The organism is Granulicatella sp. zg-84, assembly GCF_010892375.1.
In the GTDB taxonomy this organism is placed as follows: Bacteria; Bacillota; Bacilli; order Lactobacillales; family Aerococcaceae; genus WM01.
This window is the reverse complement of the sequence record NZ_WNJX01000014.1, coordinates 16,899-38,825: the sequence shown is the minus strand read 5'-3', so window position 1 is coordinate 38,825 and position 21,927 is coordinate 16,899. Positions and strand designations below refer to the sequence as shown.

Below are 21,927 nucleotides of genomic sequence, written 5' to 3'. Positions count from 1 at the left end.
TGGAAAATAACAAGATACTTTACAAACAAAAATGACTAGTTTTTCACTAGTCATTTTATTCTTATGAAAGAGTCGTTTCAACACTAATTAAATCATGCTTTTGCAAGGCTTTAATAATATCCAATCGTAATGCCGATACCGTAATAAAACTTTCCTCAATATCTCGTGTCCAAATGAAAGCTTTCACCTCAACATACGTTGTACTCAACTCCGCCAGCGTCACTTTAGTATCTTCTTTATTCAGCACGAGATGATGACGAATAATTTGTTCTTTAATAATATCTATGACCTTATCTAAATCTTTATCCAATCGAATATAAAAGGAAATCGGATAGCTTGTTGTTGAATCCTTTTTGTCATTATTGATAACGACCGTTTCATTCATCACATAATTCGGAACAATCGCACGCTCATTCGTATACAATTTAATCACTGTATAATGTAAATTCATTTCTTCAATGACACCAGTAATATTTTTATCGGATAATCGTACTCTATCACCGATTTTGAAGGCATCTGATTGTATCAATAAAATACCTGCCAATAAGTTCCGAATCACATTTTGTAAAGCAAAACCTAATACTGCCACGACAAGTGCTGAGTTAGCTAGTAGAGATGTAATAAATCCTCTAAAATTTTCAAACTGACTTAAAATAAGAAAAAAGCCAAAAATCAATGCTCCTGTTTTACATAAATTTCCAATAAAACGTACAGATAAATTATTACGTTTGGCTAGAAGCCTATCCGAAATCGTACGTACGATGATATAAAATACAATGGCAAATAAAATCGTCCACACTTTAGTGTCTTTTAATAAATCTAGCATCTCCGTTTCCTTTCTAATAAAATATTCATTATTTATGAGAACATCTTGAATACACACCATTCATAAGTCTATGTCTAGTATTAGTCGGTGCATATCCATTATAGCCACTTCATACCCTACTCCTCTTAGTAGCCGATTTTTCTATTCTACTAACCCACTTTGAATGTACGCATCCACTAAGTTTTGTGTCGCCACAATAGAATCTATGTGTGTACGTTCATAGGAATGACTTGATTCAATCCCCGCTCCTAATAGAGCATGTTTCACATCTGCACCAGCACGCATTGCTGCGGAGGCATCACTCCCATAATATGGATAAATATCTAACTGAAATGGGATAGCATATTGATTCGCCAACGCTACTAAATGTTGACGAAATCCATAATGATATGGACCAGAACCATCTTTCACACAAATAGATACAGTATATTCATCTGTTTGTTGATCATCCCCCATTGCTCCCATATCCACAGCCAAATATTCTACTGTACGCTCATCAATAGATGAATTAGCACCGTATCCAATTTCTTCATTTGTTGAAAAATAGATATGTGTTGTATATGGTAGTACTATTTTTTCTAGTTGGTATTTTTCTAAAAGTGCCAGTAAAATAGCAGCACTCACTTTATCATCAAGGAATCGACTTTTGATAAATCCCGTATCGGTTAAGGTAGTTCTTGGGTCAAAGCTAACAAAATCTCCTACATTGATGCCTAATGCTTTTGTATCATCTGCTTTTTTGACTTTCTCATCTAAACGTACTTCCATATTATCTTGTGTACGTTCAATCGTACCTGCCTCACGATACACATGACAACTCGTTTGATGTAATAAAATTGTTCCTGTTACTTTCCCCCCCGTACTCGCAATATGTACTGTACAGTTTTCTCCCTCAATCATATTCCAAGGGAATCCACCGATTTTATCTAATTTTAATCGTCCATCTGGTTTAATCGCACGTACAATAGTACCTAAAGTATCCACATGTGCCGTCACTACTTTATGTTTAGTATCATCTTTACCCTGAACGGTTACTAAAACACCGCCTTTATTGGTACGTTTAGCTCTATATCCCATTTTTTCAGTCGTTTCTATCAAATACTCAATAACATCTTTTGTGAACCCTGTTGGAGATGCTATTGCCAACAATTCTTGTAAATAGTTTAATGTGTTCATCTTATTCTCCTTATTTTTGACTTTATTACATTTATTATATCAAAAAAACGCAATAAGCGTGACTTATTGCGTTTTTTTGATTTTCTTAATGTTGTTTTTTAAGCCATACAGCAACACCAATACAAAGTAGTCCAATGAACATTGTCCACAATGCCATTTGTTCTCCTGTTTTCACCAGTGTTTTATTTTTTGTTGTTTCTTTTGACAGTGTACTATTTGTTTTTATATTTGCATTTTCTTTAACAGTTGCTTTTTTCACATAGAACGTTCCCACTGCTTTACCATCACGAGAAACAATACTTAATTGATGTTTGCCTGTTGTTAATGTTGCTGTATACATATTTGATAATGTAACAATCGTACTACCACTTTTTACCGTATACATACTTTTATCTACCATTTTACCGTCAACCATAACAGATACGAATTTATTAAAATCAGCATTTGATGCCATTCTAAGTGTTTGTCCCGCTGAAATTGTTTGATTATTTCCATCAATTATCATATATTCTATTTCTGCATCTTTTGGTAGATGTGGTAATACTGGAGATTTTTTCAAGACAAGTGCTTTAATCGTTTCTTCTAATTTTTGCACATCATGATTAACATCATTTTGTTGTGTAATATTTTTTGTTTTATCAATATTTTTAATAAAATCTGTTAAAGCTTTTACGCTTTCTTCTGTATAGCTATCCAAATCTTTTGGTACTGTTGCTAGCACTTTATCTAATGCTGTGTAATCTGCTTTTTTCAATGTTAGTGCTTTTACTAAATCTTCTAACTGTTTCACGTATGCATCAACATCACTTTGTTGTGTGATATTTTTTGTTTTATCAACATTATTGATAAAATCTGTTAAAGCTTTTACACTTTCTTCTGTATAGCTATCCAAATCTTTTGGTACTGTCGCTACTACTTCATCTAATGCTGTGTAATCTGCTTTTTTCAATGTTAGTGCTTTTACTAAATCTTCTAATTGTTTCACGTATGCATCAACATCACTTTGTTGTGTGATATTTTTTGTTTTATCAATATCATTGATAAAATCTGTTAAAGCTTTTACACTTTCTTCTGTATAGCTATCCAAATCTTTTGGTACTGTTGCGACTACTTTATCTAATGCTGTGTAATCTGCTTTTTTCAATGTTAATGCTTTTACTAAATCTTCTAACTGTTCCACGTATGCATCAACATCACTTTGTTGTGTGATATTTTTTGTTTCATCAATATTATTAATAAAATTCGTTAGATTTTCAACTGTTTCTTCTGTATAGTTATCTAAATCTTGAGGTATTTTTGATATACCTTCAATTAATGCTGTATAATCTGCAGGTTTTAGTTCCAATGTATTTAACAATTCTTCTAATTGTTTAGCATATTCATTCACTTCTTCTTGTTGATCGTTTGTTTTTGTTCGATCAATCGAATTAATTAGTTTTGTTAATGCATCAACAACATTTGTGTTGTATATTGTCAAATCTTTTGGTACTCGTGCAAGTAATGCATCCACTTTTGCATAATCAGCATTCGGTTTTTTAGCAAACACATCTGCATTTTTTGTTGCAAAAGCTTGCATAAGTCTAAAGGCTAAATTTGGTTTATATTGTCTTGACGGTGTATCACACCATGTACAAACCATACTTCCGATAATATTCACGTTTGCACTTGGATCATCTGGATTATAAGTGGTACCTGCCACTTGTCTAAATGGTGCTTTTTGAACGCCATCTAATCCTTGTTGTAAGTTATACCAACCACTACCTGAATAATCACGACCCACCACATAATACCAAGCATCATTTGTATTTAGAATTTTATGTCCTTTTGCACTCAATGTTTTTGCAGAGGCAACATTATACCCATTCCAACCCGATGTCCAATAAGAAATAATAATATCTTTATCAAACGTTACCTCTTCACTATTGTTATAGTAAAATCCGTCATTAAACGCCATTGGTTGTAAATTTGCATCTTTAATAATCTGTGCCAGAGCGTTCACATATTCTCCGAATGTTTTATAAAGTCCTTTTGATTGTAATGCTTTAAATCCATTCGTGCCTTGTGTGTATAAGTCATTAGCAAATTCATCTGCCCCAAAATTAAAAATACGTACTTTTCCAGAAAAATAATTAGCATATTTTTTAACTAATTGTTTTGTAAAATCAACGGCTTCTGTATTCGTAATATCTAATGTTCTATCGGAACTTATACCATTATTTGTGTGGAACGGATTAGCAATCCCTAATTTTTCCATAGCAACTAAAATCGCATCCATATGTCCTGGGCTATTGACAGCTGGAATAATAGACACTTTCTTAGAAGCAGCATACGCCAATAACTCTGTCATTTCTGCTTGGGTTAAAGCATCCCCATTTCGATCATTATAATAAGATCTATTCCCTTCTTTTATCGCTTCTTTGACAGCATTACTTGGGTACGTTTTACTATTTGTTGTAATTTCCATGTCATCTAGAACGAATCTTAAACCATCATTACCTAATAAAACGTGTAAATCAGTAAAGCCTAATTCTTGTGCTTTATCGACAAGCTGTTTGAGTTGTTCTAATGAAAAATATTTACGCCCTGCATCAATCGAAAACACACGCATATAGTTCTCTTGATCGGAATACGCTTTCAAACTCGGTGAAATACCTACGAAAAGCACAACTACCATTAACCACTTTATCCATTTTTGTATCCATTTTCTCATACAAACCCCTCCAATATTGTGTTGTTGATTTTATTATAACAATATATAAATAAGAAAACTATATTTATGGGGATTTTTTCATGATACCGCTTTTATTTTTTCATATAATTAACTACACCCTATCATCCAATACTCATCAAATATTTAGACAAATCGTAGAATATTTTATACATTTTCTTAATTATCATGTTAAAAAACATCACACACCAAGATTGGTTGTGTGATGTTTTTTCTCTTTTTATTTTAATAATTCAATTACTTTTGCTAAAGCATCTTTGACACCTGCAGGATTTTTACCACCAGCTTGTGCCATATCTGGACGACCTCCACCGCCACCTGCCACAAGTGGAGCAATTTGTTTGATTAAATCTCCTGCTTTCACGCCTTTTTCATTGGCTTTTTTATTTGCGGCAACAAGCAAGTTCACTTTGTCATCTTGTACTGTAGCAACTACAAAGACATCTGAACTATCTTTTTCTTTCCATGTATCTGCTAGTCCTCTTAATGCATTCATATCTTTATTTGGTGTTTCCACTGCAATGATACGTAAATCATGGTAGACTTGTACATTATCAAATAAAGCATTTGATTCTTGCTTCAATAATTTTGCTTTTAATGATTCTAGTTCTGAACGCAATTCTTTTTGTTCTTGTAATAATTGTCCAACACGTGTTGGTACATCCATCACAGAAGATTTTACTGTTTTTGCTGTGTCAACAAGTGTACGTTCAAAGCTATTTAATAGTTCATATGCTTCTTGACTTGTAACAGCTTCAATACGTCTTGTTCCTGCACCGATACCTGATTCGGATACAATTTGGAATAAACCAATTTCTTGTGTGTTGCCTACATGAATACCACCACATAATTCAATCGAATAACCACCAATATTGACAACACGTACTACTTTACCATATTTTTCACCAAAGAGTGCCATTGCTCCCATTGATTTAGCTGTGTCAACATCTGTTTCAATCGTCACAACATCTAATGCTTCCCAAATTTTTTCGTTAACAATACGTTCCATTTGTTTTAGTTCTTCTGGTGTAACTTGTCCAAAGTGTGTAAAGTCAAATCGTAAATAAGTTGGAGAAACATAAGAACCTGCTTGATTAGCATGCGTGCCTAATACATCTTTTAAGGCTTTGTGCAATAAGTGTGTCGCTGTATGGTTGTTCGTGATTTTACGGCGACGTGCTTTATCAACAACTAATTTGTACTGTGTGCCAACGTGTAGTGGTAACACTACTTTAACACTATGCATTGGTTGTCCATTTGGTGCTTTTTTCACATTTTCAACAATCGCAACAACTTGTCCGTCCATTGTTTCCACAACACCCGTATCAGCAACTTGTCCTCCCATTTCAGCATAAAATGGTGTTGTTGAGAAGAACACATTTGCATATTGTTCAGCATCTACGTTATCCACTTGTTCGTTATGACAAACAATCGCATTTAATTCTCCTATTGCTTCATGTGTTTGATAACCAACAAACTCACTTGGCACATGAATTGATGTATATACTTCAGATTGAATAGCCATTGATTCTTCTTTTTGACGAGCCGCTCTAGCACGTTCACGTTGTTCGTTCATCGCAATGTCAAATTCTTCTGTATTCACTGTGAATTGATGTTCACTTGCATATTCTTGCGTTAATTCCAATGGGAAACCATATGTATCATATAATTTAAAGGCTTCTCGTCCAGATACAACCGTTTCTTTGTTCTCATCCATATTTTTGAAAATATGTTGTAATAATTCTAATCCACCATTAATTGTTTCGTGGAATTTTTCTTCTTCAGATCCGATTACTTTTTGAATAAAGGCTGTTTTTTCAACAATTTCTGGATAGAATGCACCCATAATTTCCGCAACAACTGGAACTAAGTCTTTCATAAAAGTGTGGTGAATACCTAATTTTTGTCCGTGCATAACAGAACGACGAATTAAACGACGTAAAATATAGCCGCGCCCTTCATTTGATGGCAATGCTCCATCTCCAATCGCAAAACTTACAGCACGAACATGGTCCGCAATCACTTTAAATGATGTGTCTGTCGTTTTATTATCACCATATTGAATAGAAGTTAATGTACCAATTTTGTCAATAATTGGTTTGAATAAGTCTGTTTCAAAATTTGTTGGTGTATCTTGTAAAACAGATGTTACACGTTCTAATCCCATACCCGTATCAATATTTTTACGTGGCAGTGGTTGATATGTATCATCTGGCATGTGGTTAAACTCAGAAAATACCAAGTTCCAAATTTCTAAATAACGTTCATTTTCACCACCAGGGTAGTTTTCTGGATCATCTTCAGGTATATCCAAATATTTTTCTCCACGGTCATAGAAAATTTCAGTACATGGTCCGCATGGCCCTGCACCAATATCCCAAAAATTATCTTCGAATGGTACTAAATGTGAACCATCAAAATTTGGTTGTTTTTTCCAAATATTTGGTGTTTCTGTATCTTCTGGATAATATGTTGCGTATAATTTTTCAGGTTCAAAACCTAACCATTTTTCATCTGTTAAAAATTCCCACGCCCATGAAATAGCCTCTTCCTTGAAATATTCTCCAATAGACCAATTCCCTAACATTTCAAATAGTGTGTGGTGACGTGCTGTTACCCCTACATTTTCAATATCATTTGTACGAATACATTTTTGTGCATTTGCCAAACGTGGTGTGTTTGGTACTTCTGTTCCGTCAAAATATTTTTTTAACGGTGCCACACCTGCGTTAATCCATAATAATGTTGGATCATTGACTGGGATTAAAGACGCACTTGGAATAATCTCATGTTGTTTTGATGCAAAAAAGTCTAAATATTTTTGACGTATTTCTTTACTTGTTAAAACCATTTTTTCCTCCTAAATTAAATAAAGTGCACCTTGCATGTAGGGGCACTTCCGCACGGTTCCACCCTACTTGCAATGCACACTTTCGTTCATTACATCTCTTCATGCCGATAACGTTGGCAAACGGTCATATTTCTATAACATCTTTATCTCGGGTAGCATTGTATCCGTGCTTTCTTTCACCACTCAAAAGCTCTCTAAATTGTCTACAACATGTCCCTCAACTTACCGCTTGAGTATAAAAGATTTCTTTGCTTTCGTCAATAGAAAATAGTTTTTTAACACATGAATAATGGATTTTTTTCAAAGACGTAGACTATAAAAAATACCCTAAGCATGAGAAATTCTCCGCTCGTGAAAATTATCATAAAAAACCAACAACTTCATCAACTGGTTGTCATATTTATAGCTATACCATCTATTTTCTATTTTAAAAATAGTGTGTTTTAAAAAGTAATTCTTTTTTGAAAGATATTGATTTTAATCTTTTTTTAATTTATTATTAAATATAGCAAATATGCATTAGCACTAACTACACACAATATTCAAAATTTTAGTGTAATTTTAAAGATGAAAACAAGAGCTCTAGTACTAGCAGATTTGTTAACAAATACGGAATTTCTAAAGTTAGTGATAGAATAGGTAATTATACTTCTACCTCATATACATTGGTAAGAGATAGAGCTGTGAATAGTAAAGCAGGACACATGGAGGCAGTTTTTGGAAACTATATGACAAATACGAAAATAGAGTAGGTCCTTTTGACAGAAATGGCATTGGCTAAACCTCTAATCCCGACAAGAAAGGAAACAAAGATGATTGAAATAGGCACGTATCGTGTACAGCTTGATGATGACTCTTGTTGTCTTTTTGATGAAAAACAACATCACTACACGATTATCAATAAACAACTTCCCAAGATTTATGCTACTATTAAAAAAAATCAAGGTGTAGAGATACAACTATACACTCAAGCAACATTAAACATAAAACAAAATGTGATATATCTCATATTTGACCCTGATATTTATAGTACACCGAGAATAGAAAAACCAAAAATACATACCTTTTGCGAACACGACGATTTTCGTTATACCGACTATTTACATGTCGTATTAGGAAAACACACACTTGTGACAAGCAAAGACGAAACAGTCGTGTATGCCATTTTAACAAAACACGAAGAAGAAAAAATCATTGTCAATCATGCACAGTTGACATACGTGGTGTCTGACAATTATCTATTGATAAAATAAAGGAGATTACATGAAAGAAAGATTGTCTTGTTTTGGATACACATTTATTATTTCAAATACATCTACATATACGTATGATGAAAAAAAACAAATGCTCGTTTTTTTCGATGAAAAAGAACCACATATTTGCCTTGTGATTGCTTACCACGCTGATACAGACGCATTGGACATCAAGGGAAATTATATGGCTTGTGATATAAAAGGAAAAGACATATACATTCGAGCAAAATGGGAAGCATGAAAGGAGATTAGATGAATACTTATACAGAATGCCAAGCTTTTGGGTATACTCTAAGATTTGACGACACACTCAATTATATTTTTGATAAAGAAAAACAAAGCATGGTTATCACGGATAAAAACATGACAGAAGCATGCTTTATATTAAAGTATAACACTGATACACAAACCCTTATAACCCAGCCAATATGGAATATGCATTATACAATACAAGGGCATACGATACATTTTTATGGTTATTCTGAAGAACATTTCTTTGTATAGTACCATCTATATAGACATATTAACAATACATACTGTAAAAAGTGGCTGACCCAAAAGTTAACCTATAGGGAAACCGGAGACAATCGAATGTCGATTATCTCCGGTTTATTATGGTTCTGCGTTAAATCGTATTGGTAGAGAGTAATAAATAACACTAAGAGAATTGAAAACACATTACGAGGTAATCCAAAATACTCAGAGTCATTTATATATTGGTGATTTTTATCCTCCAACAACATTTATTAAAAATCTCATAATTGAATATATTTGATAAGTTATATTATATACCAAAATGAACTCTAATAAATATATCAAGTACAGTTCATTTATATATATCAAATTTCTTATTTACCAGTACAATTATCTTGAATTTGCTGTATCCCTAAAATAGCACTTCCAGCAGCAATTAAACTATTTCCAAATCTTTGTATATTTTCTTGAGAGAAACCTGTTCTTGCTATTGCCATAATAGCGGTAGCTGCTGCTTGAATACCTCCTGCTGCTGCAATGAAATTTTTTAATTTAATCAATAGCCCAACACCTAAAGCAGTTGAACCTACAATAACAATAATCGCACCTACACATTTTGTAACACCCCAAATATCACCAAAAAAATCTCTAGAGCGATTATCAAAAGAATATTTGTTATATTGATTTTTGATATTAAAATCTATACCATATTTAGAAAAATGTTTTTGTATAGCATCCATATTTTTACTATCTATAAGTTTTTGGTCTAATTTTTCAACAGCTTCAAATAACAAATTTATTTTTTCATTACTTAAATTTTCAATTCCATTTTTCTTAAGTTCACTTATATTATTATTTATGCTATAATCAGCATATACTTTTAAAGGACTTATTGATAAAACAGAAAACAAACTAACTAACAAAATGAATTTACCTATAAATTTTTTTGACATACTAATTCCTTCTTTCAATTTTTTGTTAAGGAGATTCAAATGAAAAAAACAATATTACTTCTATCACTTACAATTTTCACAATATATTTCACTATACGTGGAATTGATAATGTTGCAAAAATATATTTACTATCGCTGATTTTATTAGGGCTTGCTCACACAACTAAAATCAAATATATTTTTGTCTTTTTTTGCATTATTACTTTCACGACACTCTTACTAACTATACAACTATTACTAAGGAATTAATTTTTTACATTATTACCAATCCATTCTTTCTTTATTGTCATGACAACTTCCTTTTACACCTTTTTTTAACAAAAGTCAAGATATTTTTCTTAAAATTATTTAAAACGAATCATTTTTATAATAATAGATTTTTATCTTTCACGACACGATTTGACGAAGAACTTAAAATAACCCCAGAGAGAATCTGTCGATTCTCTCTGGGGTTTCATATACTCGTTTGATTATAAATAAACACGTCTATTTTTATCTTCTTGGTACAGTTTTTCAACACGTTGGACAGCACCTGCTTCCACTTTACTTAATGCATTAGCAACCGTTTGTTTTGCTTCGGCATATTTGTATTGGTGTTGGTATAAATTGATTGCTGTGTTAATAGCTTTTTCAATTGCGGCATGTTCCATACGATAACGGTTAGCATATTGAATGAGTTGTTCTGTTAAAACGGCATTGTCAATAATATTTTCAGTTGCTTCGTCAAGTTGCTCGACATCTTCTGTACATAGAGCAACATGTTCATCAATTTCTTTCATATTGATTTTAATGCGATTTAATTTTTCAGATAATGTTTCAATACGTTTCGTTGTAGCGAAGAATAAGTCTAAGTATGTTTTGGACAATCCTGGTAAATATTGTTTTTCTAACGCACGTTTCATATTGCGTAAATCGACTTCAAACATATCTAACTGTTCACGTACATAACGTTCACGTTGACGCAAATCACCTAATTCTTTCATCAACGTTGCTTGTTCATTGTCAATTCGTGATAATGTTTCAGCCAGTTCAATAAAATATTCTTTTACTGTTGAAAAGACAATATCATGATTTTCCAATAAAGATTGATAATGTTCTAAAGCCTCTGCCTCTTTGTCTAATTGGGCTTTATATTCTGCCACACGTTCTTCTTCATTATCCGTTAATTCATAGTTTTGTGAAATACGGTCAATTTCCAATGTCACATAACGATTACTTTCAGAAATTTGTTTTAAGTGCGCATTTAAACGTACAGACGCTTTTTGAATGTACTCTTTTGCGTCAATTTCCTGTTCCATTACATTGTATAAACGTTCAATTTCTTTTTCAATATCTTGTTTTTTCTCTTTTGCAATACCGATATTTAAAGCTGTCACATCTTCTCTTGCTGAATCTATCAGATTCTCTAATGTTTCAATCGCTTTGTTTAAATCAATATCTTTAAATTTAAATTGTTGTTCTACTAAGCGTGCATGACCTTGCTTAATATCATCAAGTTGTTCTTTAAAATCTACGTCTACTAAATTGTAGAAGGCAGGTATCATTGGTAGAATTTCTTCTAAAGCAATGGTTTGTTTTTCTGCTTGCTTTAATACATCACGTGCCTCGATATAGTCCGCTTCTTCCATTAGAGTATCAAATTGTTGGAAAGATGCTTCAATATTGGACAAGCGCTCATCAATGGTTTCAAAAGCTTCTTTAAATTTCACACTATCTTTTAGCGCATTATTACGCAATGTTTTATAGTGTTCGCTAACCGCTTCAATTTCTTCGTGATTTTCTTTTTCACTGTCCACTAAACGTTGTAAAGCTTCATCAATCTGAAACACATTTTTTTCTGCTTCATCAATCATTTCTCTGGCTTCATCAATCGCTCGACGAGATTTGAAAAATCTTAATTGATCGGCATATTGTTCTGCATCAGATAATCTTGTTTCAATATTTGGCAATACTTCTTTTACTTGTTCATCCCAACGTGCTTGCCAACTTTCAGACAAGCGTTTTGTTTGCCCACTTAAATGCATATTTTTTAATTTAATAATGATGTCATCTATTGGGATATCGAAAATAGCAACTTTTTGTTCATCTAATGCTGAAACAGCTTGAACTTGTTTGCCTTTCATAAAAAGTGCTACTCCATAACTTCCTAGTACAATCACGATTAGCACCAAAAATAATATCACAATACCCATATCAGTTCCTCCAACAATAATTCTATCTATATAATATAAAATTCTCACATATCCTAATTAGTATAACATTTTGTCACTATATAAAACAATAGAAAACATAACAAATAGGTAACAAAATGATAACTTTTACAAGGTAAACAATGTCGTTGGTTCGTCTGGATCTGTATCACGAATGACAAAATCGTGATTGACAGCATGTCCTTTTTCTTTTAACACATGAGAAAAAGTTTCATTTGCCAATGTTTTTATATTATTTTCTTTACTCAAATGCCCTAAATAAATCTGTTTTGTATGGTACCCCAACATATCTGAAACAGCCAACGCCCCGTCTTCATTGGATAAATGCCCTTTATCACTTAAAATACGTTGTTTTGTTGACCATGGATAACTTCCTGCTCGTAATAAATCAACATCGTGGTTGCTCTCCATTAAATACGCTGTGGCATTCGTTAAAGCATCTCTTAAATATTGGCTAACATATCCTGTGTCGGTTAGCATGACAAAATTTTTGTGGTCTTTTTCAAAAGCATAAAACTGAGGAGCAATCGCATCGTGAGATACACCATAACTGATAATATCGACATCTCCCAATGTCATGCGTGTCCCCATTTTAAAAATATGTTTTTGCGACACGTCAATCTTACCAACCAATCTATCTAATTCTGTCCATGTTTTTTCATTGGCATAAATATCCATACCATATTTTCTAGCTAGAACACCTACACCGTGAATATGATCTTTATGTTCATGAGTCACAAAAATACAATCAACATCTGCAATATTGCGATTGATACGTTGTAATAGTTGTTCGATTTTTTTTCCACTTAAGCCTGCATCTACTAAGATTTTCTTTTTTGGTGTTTCAATATAGGTCACATTCCCTGAACTACCACTTGCTAACATACTGATTTTCATTGTAAAATCGTCCACTATATGACCTCTTTCATTTGTTACTTTCTATATTATTTGTTAATGGCACATTTGTGAGCGCATCAACACGCAAAACACTACGTGTCCCATCAGATAGTTTCACATCTAAAAACCACACAGGTGTATAAATAAACATATCCTCAACAGGTGTGTTTCGTTGATAAACTAATGTCATCAATTCAATAACACTTCCTTCAGGCAATAACGCACTCGCATATAAACTTGTTAGAGCATCTTTTTCACTAAATAAAATACGACTTTCATCTTCTACTGTAAATTGACCTGTATACGTTTGTGTATACCCTGTTATATGATTGCCATTCAACACAAACACAACTCTAGCATTATCATCTACAATAGGCATGTCATCAATAAATTGTACACACACAATTTCTTGTCGAACAGCGGAATAATATAAAGGTTTATATTTATCGCCATTGTAAACCAACAATTCATTATGCAATATATTATTCACTTGTTCTTGGTCTTGCTTAGTTAATTGTCCATTTTCTAAAGTTAGTGAAATAGGTGTATGAAAGACGACATTCACTTTTCTTTTTTCAATATCATACGTTACCGTTTGTTGTTTAATAGTTTGCTCGACAACCGATAGGTCTTCACCTTGTCTTAAACTACTAATGTAAGGTACTCTTTTTTCGGTGTATTCTTGCTCGAGCATATCCGCTATATGTTTATCCAATTTAACGTTTTTACTTTTTAATTCGGACAGAACATTGAATGCCACGGCATCTGTTCGATAAAAGACTGTTTTATCAAGAAACAATTTCAAAAGAAATATATCTAATAATAAAAATGTGATAATAAAAATGAATTGTACTTGCTTAAAATTCATATATCCACCTCACTCTGCCAAGTAATCGACAAGTCGTTTGGCTGTGTCATTCACAAAAACATACCATTCCGGTACAAGCGTAATGACTTTTGTCTTACTTGGTTGTATCGTGTAAAAAATACCTACACCATCAATATCTGCCATACTTTTATCTTGTTGTTCAAATGCTTCTTGCATATCTTGAAACGACATCATCGCAATATCTTTTCGTTTCATGGATAATTCTGTTTGTAAAATATACGACGATGACATGGTTGTAATAATACCGTCTTGTCTTACTTTTAACCGTGTTGTAGAAAAATTCTCTACCGTATCCATAATGGGTAATTTAGCGACATATCTTCTAAAATGCAATGTTTCACCATTTTGCCCTGCAAACAATACTCTTTTTGGCCATTTTTCAAAATAATCTAGTTGTGTCGCAATGGTTTGTAAATATTGTGGCGTTGAAAAGGTTCGATACTGAGTAGACAAGACCAATCCTGTATCTTTACCTATCGTTAAATCAAATTGATTATTCACGTATCTATACGCCGTGGATGTTGATTCATTTTTTAAATTAATTGTTGAACCAAATAAAGTTTTTATATACTGTGTTGGGTTGATTTGTTCTAATAAATACATACGTTGTTTGAAAATTTCATTATGCGATAACACATAATAGTACGTATCTTTTCCTTGTACAGCTTCCACATCAAAAAAACTTGGTCGATACTTTTGTTCAAGACTGTAAAAAGTATCATAATTCATTGGTTTTTCAAGTGAAAAACTATACACATGCTTTGTTTTATCATTCACTGCATAAAGTGTATTGCTATCTGAAAAAACAAACACAAATCGTGTAAATGTTTCTTCTATTTTATCGCCACTATCTATATTACATAAATATTTTGCAATTTGAAAAGTCATTGGTGCAGGAAAAATATATTGTGCACTTTTTTGAGATAAAAATGCTAAATAATCTGCCGAAGATAATACTCTATCACTTGAAAAAGTCATCTTTTGATGATCTAACAAATTTACAAAAGCATCTATACTCTCTTCTTCATACGTCAGTTGTAATGTGTCATTGTGATACATAAGCATTTGATTAGGTTTGAAGAACGCACCAATTTGTTTATCATTTTTTGCGACTGTTACAATCGTTGTGGTATCCACCTTATCTTGTTTTGGTTTAAACATAACCCAGTATGTACACACTAAACTTATCGCCACTAAAACAGCTAAAATGACTGTATAAAATCGTGAAACTTTCATCACCATTCCTCCTCATCGCCATAGAACGTTACTTTTGGTAATGAAATAAAAAATGTTGACCCTTTATTTTCTTGACTGGTTACCCACACATTCCCACCATGAAGTGTAATTACTTCTTTAGAAATAGCCAACCCTAGTCCCGTTCCGCCTTGTGCTCTTGAACGAGCTTTATCAACGCGATAAAAACGTTTAAAAATATGCGGCAATGCTTTACGTGAAATACCTAAACCTTGGTCTGTGACACTCACAACAATATTGTCATCTGTTTCTACTAAACGGCATGTAATAGTTCCTCCGTCTGGAGAATATTTAATCGCATTGTCCATAATATTGTCGATAACTTGTGTTAACTTATCTTGATCTGCCTCAACCCATAACGTATGGTTTTTTACTTCTCGTACAATTTTATGAGATTTATGTGCATAGTCTTCTGTTGATAAGAGCATATCAAATCTATCTAAAATACGATTTAACAATTTTGTTACATCAATCATTTCAAGCTCTAGTTTTTGAATACCTGCATCCATTTTTGACAAGTTTAATAAATCTGCAACCATACGAATCATACGATTTGCTTCAAACTGAATAACTTCTAAAAAGTTTGGTGCCAGTACATCATCTTTCCACGTCCCATCAATTAACGCTTCTGTATAACTACGAATACTTGTTAGTGGTGTTCTTAATTCATGTGATACATTCGACACAAACTCTTTACGCTCACGATCAATTTTTTCTTGTTCTGTAATATCTGACAGCACACATACCAATCCACTAATAAAACCCGATTCCCTTTGAATAACAGAAAATTCACCACGAATAATCGTTTCTTCTCCCTCACTAACAGACGACAAAATCAATTCATCTTGCGTTTGTAATAATTGTCTATATGTATATTTTTGACGAATACCAAATACATCCATAATAGACGCATTAATAACATCTTCTTCATTAGTATCTAATAGACGTAAAGCTGCTTCGTTGATAATCACAACATTCCCACGTCTATCTGTGGCAACCACACCATCACTCATGTGTTTTAACACACTATCTAAACGTTGACGCTCCGCTTCGATAGACGCATTTGCCTCTTTAATCCGAATAGCTAGGTTATTTATTGAATTTGCCAATGTCCCTAATTCATCGTTTCCATATACTGTAACATCGCCAGAGTCGTATTCTCCCTCAGCAATTTTTTCAGTTTTATTTTTAATTTCTGATACGGGTTTTGCAATTCCTCTGCTAGAAATGACAAAAGCAATAGCCACTGTCGCAAATAATGCAATGACCATAACGTTTAAAAATAAAGATGAAATCTCTTGTAGTTGCACATACACACTAGAAATATTAGCGTCTACAACGACAACACCCATTAACGTTCTATCTTGTGACATCACAGGCATAATAACACGTAAAATGGTTTGATTCCCTTCAGAAGATGAATATTGATATTTTTTAGAGGCACCTGTTAGTAGTACTTCTTTCACATCAGGTTCTTCGGTCAATTTCCCGACAACATCACGATTCACTTGACTGGCTACATCAACCACTTCATTATGTTTATCAACAATTTGAATATTTAAAATATTTTGCCCTTGTGTTGCTTGAAATAATTCGGAACTTTTTTCAATACGTTTTTCTTTGTTTATTTCTTGCAAAACAGCAGTAGCGCTATTGGCTAAGAAATTCGTCTGTCCTGTTACTTGCGTTTCAAAGTTTTGAATTAACTGTGTTTCTAATTGTCGTGTAAAAAAGACACCTACTAATTGAAACGATACTAAAAATAACAATCCAAAAATAGCTGGTACTTTAAAATGGATGGAACGAAAATTTAAATTTAATAAAAATTTTCTAAACATATCTCTATCCTATTCTTGTTCACTACTTTTCACAAAATAGCCAACACCACGACGTGTCATTAACCAAGTTGGATGACTTGGAACATCCTCAATTTTTTCACGCAAACGACGAACGGTCACATCGACTGTACGCACATCTCCAAAATAGTCATATCCCCAAACGGTTTGTAATAAATCTTCTCGAGTCATGACTTGATTTAAGTGTTTTGCTAAGTAGTGTAATAACTCAAACTCTCGATGTGTTAATTCAATTTCCTCTCCACGTTTAGATACGATATATGCATCTTCATGAATGATTAAATCTCCCAATACAATTTCATTAGCAGGAGATGTTTCTTCCACAACAGCTTTAGTTGCTTTTCTTCTTAAATTCGCTTTTACTCTCGCTACAAGTTCGCGATTTGAAAAAGGTTTTGTCACATAATCATCTGCACCTAATTCTAATCCCAATACTTTATCAATCTCTGAATCTTTAGCTGTTACCATAATAATTGGCATATCATGCGTTTGACGTACCGTACGACAAACTTCTAAACCATCAATTTTTGGTAACATTAAGTCTAGTAGCATCAAGTCAGGAGATATTTTTTTTACCATTTCAATCGCTTCTTCTCCGTCAAAAGCTACATAAACATCATAACCTTCTTTTACTAAATTAAATTTCACAATTTCTGCAATTGATTTTTCATCATCTACTACTAAAATTTTTTTCATCGTTAATCTCCTTATATTTCGTCTATATGCCTTTTTAGATACACTAAGACCATTCTATAATAAGTATACCAATACACTTACAAAAACTCAATAAATAGGAGGGGATAATACATTGAGTTTACACATAAAAATAGCGAATGACTATTGTCATTCACTATTTTTCTAAATAGATATTGTTCCCTCTTTTTCAAATGAATTTATAATAAATTGCTTTTCATCAAATGGTACTTTTTCACTGCCTATTAACTGATATGTTTCATGTCCTTTTCCAGCAAAGACGACAATATCTCCTTTTTTGCTTAATGAAGCCGCAAGTTCAATAGCTTTTTGTCTATCAATTTCTTCATACACAATACAATTTGTGTCTGTAAAGGATTGTTTAATATCATCAATAATATGTTGAGGATTTTCATGTCCTGGATTATCCGATGTAATAATCGCAATATCTGCATATTTAGACACAACATCCCCTAATTCTTTTCGTCTAATTTGTGAACGATCTCCAACAGAACCAAATAAAATAATCAATCGTTCATAGTTATAATGGTTTAATGTCAAAATAACATTTTCTAAACTAAATCCATTATGGGCATAATCCAATACAGCTAATACTTGCTTATGATTTGGAATGAGTTCCATACGTCCTGCTACTGTTGTTTGGTTCAATAAAGAAATAACCTTTTGTTCATCTTGATTCAAAATATCTGCAACAGCTAAAACAACTAAAGCATTATACACATTAAATTTTCCTGGCACAGGTAGTAAAACAGATTTCGTTACATGTTGTTTGTGATAAGCAAAAGACATGCCCACTTGACGTTTATCAAATAAATACTGTAATTCTGTCGCTTGATAATCACTCTTGTTATCCAATCCATACGTATACACTTTTTGGTTTTGTTTGATAAAGTGATTAACATACCTATCATCATGATTGACAATTGCTATTTTTGTTAAATCAAACAAATGTGTTTTCCAGTGCAAATAGTTTTCAAAAGTCGGATGCTCTAAATCTCCAATATGGTCATAGGCCATATTGGTAAAAATAGCTATATCAAAATCAATATGCTCGACACGGCTCATCATCAACCCTTGGGAAGACACTTCCATAAAACAGGTTGTAATCCCTTGTTGGAGCATTTGATGCATCACTTTATGTAATTCATAACTTTCTGGTGTTGTATTGGCCGTTTGTAAATATGTATCTCCATAATAAATACCGTTCGTTCCGATAACTCCAGTCTTTAAGCCTACATCCTTCAAAATTTTATAAAGTAATGTTGTTATCGTTGTTTTTCCTTTTGTTCCCGTAATGCCTACTACTGTCATTTTCTTAGACGGTTCTTCAAAAAACAAAGAGGATACTTTACTTAATATATATCGACTATCTTCAACAAGAATCAGTAGTGCATCTTCAGGCACTTGTACACGTGTTTGTCCAACAAATACCCGACATCCTTTTTTGTACGCTTGGGGTATAAATGTCGTACCATCACTCGTTCTACCTTTTAATGCAAAAAATATTGTCTTTTCTTTAACTGTTTTCGTATTATAACTTAAATCCTCTATCGCCGTTTCTAATAGACTTACATTCCCAATATATTCAATGACCGGTATATCTACAAACATCTGACTGACTTTCATTTTTTAGCCCTCTTCCTTCTTCACGTAGATTTACTATATCACATTTTTTATTCTTTTGGTATGATAGTATGTAAGAATAGACAGAAGAAAGGAAATGAATAATGTACGATGTAATTGTCATTGGTGGTGGTTCAAGCGGATTAATGGCTTGTGTTTCTGCTGCAAAGACGGGTGCCAAAGTTTTACTCCTAGAAAAAAATGCTTCTTTAGGACAGAAACTTTTATTAACAGGTGGAGGACGTTGTAACATTACAAACAATCGCCCTGCTGAAGAAATTGTAGCACATATCCCAGGAAACGGACGTTTTTTATATAGTGCTTTTTCTCAATTTGATAATTATGACATTATTAAATTTTTTAAGGAAAATGGCGTGACCTTAAAAGAAGAAGATCACGGTAGAATGTTTCCAACAACTGATAAAGCAAGAACTATTTTAGATACTTTTATTTCTTTGATTAAACAACATGGCATACATGTACAAACAAAAAATACTGTTTCTAATCTCTTATTTGACGAAAATAAAGTATGTGGCGTTCATCTGGAAGACGGAACAACTATTCATGCTAAAAGCGTTATTATTGCTACTGGGGGGAAATCTATCCCAAAAACAGGTTCAACAGGCGACGGCTTTAAATGGGCAGAACAAGCAGGACATACGATTGTTCCTTTATTCCCAACTGAAGTCCCTCTCACATCAAGTGAGCATTTTATTCAACAAAAAACATTACAAGGTTTATCTTTAAGAAATATTTCATTGAGTGTACTAAACCAAAAACAAAAACCAATTATTTCTCATCAAATGGATATGATTTTTACGCACTTTGGTATTTCGGGTCCTGCTGTACTAAGATGTTCCAGCTTTGTATACAAAGAACAAAAAAAACAAAAGAAAAATGACATACACATGCACTTAGATTGTCTACCAGATATATCTATCGGGCAGCTTGAACAGGACTTTATGAAACACCAAAAAGAACAAAGTAAAAAAGAAATCAAAACCATTTTAAAACAATACATTCCTGAACGTTTGGCTCTTTTTTACTTAAATCAAGCCAATCTTATACCTGAAACGCCATTACAAACATTATCTCATCAAGACATAAAACATATTTGTCATCTACTAAAACATTTCACTTTTACGGTTAATGGCTCTTTACCCCTTGAAAAAAGTTTTGTCACTGGCGGAGGTGTAAACACAAAAGAAATCAATCCTAAAACAATGATGTCTAAATTAAAAGAAGGCCTATACTTTTGTGGAGAAGTACTTGATATTTACGGTTACACCGGTGGATACAATATTACATCTGCTTTTGTCACAGGTTATTTAAGTGGCTTTCATGCCGGACAACAAAAATAAGCTCTTCATCAAATCGCATTAGTAAATTCCCTCTATCAACATGATTTATGATAAACTCAAAGAGCCGACCACGCGGTCGGCTCTTTTCATATCGCTATAAAAAATAAGAGCAGTTAGAAACTAACTACTCTTACGGTTATAATAGGGGTCTAAATCAAAAGGGGATAAGATTTAGAACAAACAAGTATAGTTAGAAAAAATTCATTATCATTCAGCAATAGAACAAAAGGGGAGAATTCTATGCAATGATAAATGACTTTTATCAAACTATGACACATAAGCATAAAATGATTGAAAAAGGGGGAACAATCATTTTATACCCAATCAAAGGACGTAATCCTTTGACTTGATAAATTATAGCACATTATTTTTTATTTGTCTTTAAAAAAAATAAAATTTTTATAATTTTTTATAAGAAAATTATTTTTTCTTAATGTTCTATTATTTTAAGCTCTCTACGATTAAAAATCTTATGTTTCAGAAGAAACAATCCCATTTATTATGTCTTTTACGCTAACTTTTTGTTATATTACATTAAAAAATAAAAAATATAAATAATCCTTTTTTAATAAGCGTTTTTATTTGTTTCAATACGTAAAAAATATACATTTTATACAATTAAAAAATACTCACTCGCTCACCACTATAAAAGAAATATCTGTCATTATACGATGCATTTTCAATAGTACAAATAGAAATATAGCCATTATCATCATTTTATGAGCATAACCATATTTTTCAAATAAACTAGCACACATATTAGATATAGTAGAAAATAATCATACATGCTTTTATCAAAATCATTCCGTAGATTTCCTAACATACTATTTAAAAAATAAAAAAGTACTAAATAACTAATAAA

General features: G+C 32.6%; 16 protein-coding genes. 4 read left to right on the top strand and 12 right to left on the bottom strand.

Going from position 1 to position 21,927, the window contains the following annotated elements; translation table 11 throughout:
- Window positions 1-61: 61 nt before the first annotated feature.
- The 4 genes from GMA06_RS04605 to alaS form a co-directional block, all read right to left on the bottom strand.
- On the bottom strand, window positions 62-826 hold the full coding sequence (locus GMA06_RS04605; protein ID WP_163545754.1) for a mechanosensitive ion channel domain-containing protein: 765 nt from the start codon (window positions 824-826) through the stop codon (window positions 62-64).
- Between the two features lie 141 nt (window positions 827-967).
- On the bottom strand, window positions 968-2,002 hold the full coding sequence (locus GMA06_RS04600; RefSeq protein WP_163561838.1) for a M42 family metallopeptidase: 1,035 nt from the start codon (window positions 2,000-2,002) through the stop codon (window positions 968-970).
- A gap of 85 nt (window positions 2,003-2,087) precedes the next feature.
- Entirely contained in the window at window positions 2,088-4,712 is a 2,625-nt protein-coding gene (locus GMA06_RS04595; RefSeq protein ID WP_163561837.1) for a family 20 glycosylhydrolase, read from the bottom strand.
- A gap of 238 nt (window positions 4,713-4,950) precedes the next feature.
- Window positions 4,951-7,581 (bottom strand): alanine--tRNA ligase, encoded by a 2,631-nt coding sequence (gene alaS, locus GMA06_RS04590; protein WP_163561836.1) that lies wholly within the window; start codon window positions 7,579-7,581, stop codon window positions 4,951-4,953.
- A gap of 758 nt (window positions 7,582-8,339) precedes the next feature.
- On the opposite strand from alaS, the gene GMA06_RS04585 reads away from it, so the two are divergent.
- The 3 genes from GMA06_RS04585 to GMA06_RS04575 are packed head-to-tail and all read left to right on the top strand — an operon-like array spanning window position 8,340 to window position 9,338.
- Window positions 8,340-8,834, top strand: a complete 495-nt coding sequence (locus tag GMA06_RS04585; protein ID WP_163561835.1) for a hypothetical protein — start codon at window positions 8,340-8,342, stop codon at window positions 8,832-8,834.
- A gap of 10 nt (window positions 8,835-8,844) precedes the next feature.
- Complete coding sequence (locus tag GMA06_RS04580; RefSeq protein ID WP_163561834.1) at window positions 8,845-9,075, top strand: hypothetical protein; 231 nt, start codon at window positions 8,845-8,847, stop codon at window positions 9,073-9,075.
- Between the two features lie 11 nt (window positions 9,076-9,086).
- Window positions 9,087-9,338, top strand: coding sequence for a hypothetical protein (locus tag GMA06_RS04575; RefSeq protein WP_163561833.1), 252 nt, complete (start codon window positions 9,087-9,089; stop codon window positions 9,336-9,338).
- Window positions 9,339-9,682: 344 nt separating this feature from the next.
- On the opposite strand, the gene GMA06_RS04570 is transcribed toward GMA06_RS04575, so the two are convergent.
- From GMA06_RS04570 to GMA06_RS04535, 8 genes are all read right to left on the bottom strand, one after another.
- Entirely contained in the window at window positions 9,683-10,261 is a 579-nt protein-coding gene (locus tag GMA06_RS04570) for a hypothetical protein (protein ID WP_163545761.1), read from the bottom strand.
- A gap of 470 nt (window positions 10,262-10,731) precedes the next feature.
- Window positions 10,732-12,453, bottom strand: a complete 1,722-nt coding sequence (locus GMA06_RS04565; protein ID WP_163545762.1) for a septation ring formation regulator EzrA — start codon at window positions 12,451-12,453, stop codon at window positions 10,732-10,734.
- A gap of 126 nt (window positions 12,454-12,579) precedes the next feature.
- Window positions 12,580-13,368 carry an MBL fold metallo-hydrolase gene (locus GMA06_RS04560; protein ID WP_163561832.1) on the bottom strand — a complete coding sequence of 263 codons (789 nt, stop codon included), beginning with the start codon at window positions 13,366-13,368 and terminating at the stop codon, window positions 12,580-12,582.
- A gap of 28 nt (window positions 13,369-13,396) precedes the next feature.
- Window positions 13,397-14,236, bottom strand: a complete 840-nt coding sequence (gene yycI, locus GMA06_RS04555; protein WP_163545763.1) for a two-component system regulatory protein YycI — start codon at window positions 14,234-14,236, stop codon at window positions 13,397-13,399.
- 9 nt (window positions 14,237-14,245) lie between these two features.
- A complete protein-coding gene (locus tag GMA06_RS04550; protein WP_163561831.1) occupies window positions 14,246-15,493 on the bottom strand; it encodes a hypothetical protein in 1,248 nt (415 codons plus the stop codon).
- A complete protein-coding gene (walK, locus tag GMA06_RS04545) occupies window positions 15,493-17,349 on the bottom strand; it encodes a cell wall metabolism sensor histidine kinase WalK (protein ID WP_163561830.1) in 1,857 nt (618 codons plus the stop codon). Before walK ends, GMA06_RS04550 begins: the two co-directional genes overlap by 1 nt.
- Window positions 17,350-17,358: 9 nt before the next feature.
- On the bottom strand, window positions 17,359-18,063 hold the full coding sequence (gene yycF / locus GMA06_RS04540) for a response regulator YycF (protein ID WP_163545766.1): 705 nt from the start codon (window positions 18,061-18,063) through the stop codon (window positions 17,359-17,361).
- A 162-nt stretch (window positions 18,064-18,225) separates the two neighbouring features.
- On the bottom strand, window positions 18,226-19,707 hold the full coding sequence (locus GMA06_RS04535; protein ID WP_163561829.1) for a UDP-N-acetylmuramoyl-L-alanyl-D-glutamate--2,6-diaminopimelate ligase: 1,482 nt from the start codon (window positions 19,705-19,707) through the stop codon (window positions 18,226-18,228).
- A 101-nt stretch (window positions 19,708-19,808) separates the two neighbouring features.
- Between GMA06_RS04535 and GMA06_RS04530 the strand changes: the two genes are divergently transcribed.
- On the top strand, window positions 19,809-21,065 hold the full coding sequence (locus GMA06_RS04530) for an NAD(P)/FAD-dependent oxidoreductase (protein WP_163561828.1): 1,257 nt from the start codon (window positions 19,809-19,811) through the stop codon (window positions 21,063-21,065).
- Window positions 21,066-21,927: the final 862 nt, after the last annotated feature.

Excerpts from the sequence above, each read along its gene's own strand:
- GMA06_RS04605 (WP_163545754.1), bottom strand. The coding sequence starts at position 826 with ATGCTAGATTTATTAAAAGACACTAAAGTGTGGACGATTTTATTTGCC.
- GMA06_RS04560 (WP_163561832.1), bottom strand. The coding sequence starts at position 13,368 with ATGAAAATCAGTATGTTAGCAAGTGGTAGTTCAGGGAATGTGACCTAT.
- GMA06_RS04575 (WP_163561833.1), top strand. The coding sequence starts at position 9,087 with ATGAATACTTATACAGAATGCCAAGCTTTTGGGTATACTCTAAGATTT.
- walK (WP_163561830.1), bottom strand. The coding sequence starts at position 17,349 with ATGTTTAGAAAATTTTTATTAAATTTAAATTTTCGTTCCATCCATTTT.
- yycF (WP_163545766.1), bottom strand. The coding sequence starts at position 18,063 with ATGAAAAAAATTTTAGTAGTAGATGATGAAAAATCAATTGCAGAAATT.
- GMA06_RS04535 (WP_163561829.1), bottom strand. The coding sequence starts at position 19,707 with ATGAAAGTCAGTCAGATGTTTGTAGATATACCGGTCATTGAATATATT.
- GMA06_RS04550 (WP_163561831.1), bottom strand. The coding sequence starts at position 15,493 with ATGAAAGTTTCACGATTTTATACAGTCATTTTAGCTGTTTTAGTGGCG.
- GMA06_RS04600 (WP_163561838.1), bottom strand. The coding sequence starts at position 2,002 with ATGAACACATTAAACTATTTACAAGAATTGTTGGCAATAGCATCTCCA.
- GMA06_RS04530 (WP_163561828.1), top strand. The coding sequence starts at position 19,809 with ATGTACGATGTAATTGTCATTGGTGGTGGTTCAAGCGGATTAATGGCT.
- GMA06_RS04570 (WP_163545761.1), bottom strand. The coding sequence starts at position 10,261 with ATGTCAAAAAAATTTATAGGTAAATTCATTTTGTTAGTTAGTTTGTTT.
- GMA06_RS04595 (WP_163561837.1), bottom strand. The coding sequence starts at position 4,712 with ATGAGAAAATGGATACAAAAATGGATAAAGTGGTTAATGGTAGTTGTG.
- GMA06_RS04565 (WP_163545762.1), bottom strand. The coding sequence starts at position 12,453 with ATGGGTATTGTGATATTATTTTTGGTGCTAATCGTGATTGTACTAGGA.
- GMA06_RS04580 (WP_163561834.1), top strand. The coding sequence starts at position 8,845 with ATGAAAGAAAGATTGTCTTGTTTTGGATACACATTTATTATTTCAAAT.
- yycI (WP_163545763.1), bottom strand. The coding sequence starts at position 14,236 with ATGAATTTTAAGCAAGTACAATTCATTTTTATTATCACATTTTTATTA.
- alaS (WP_163561836.1), bottom strand. The coding sequence starts at position 7,581 with ATGGTTTTAACAAGTAAAGAAATACGTCAAAAATATTTAGACTTTTTT.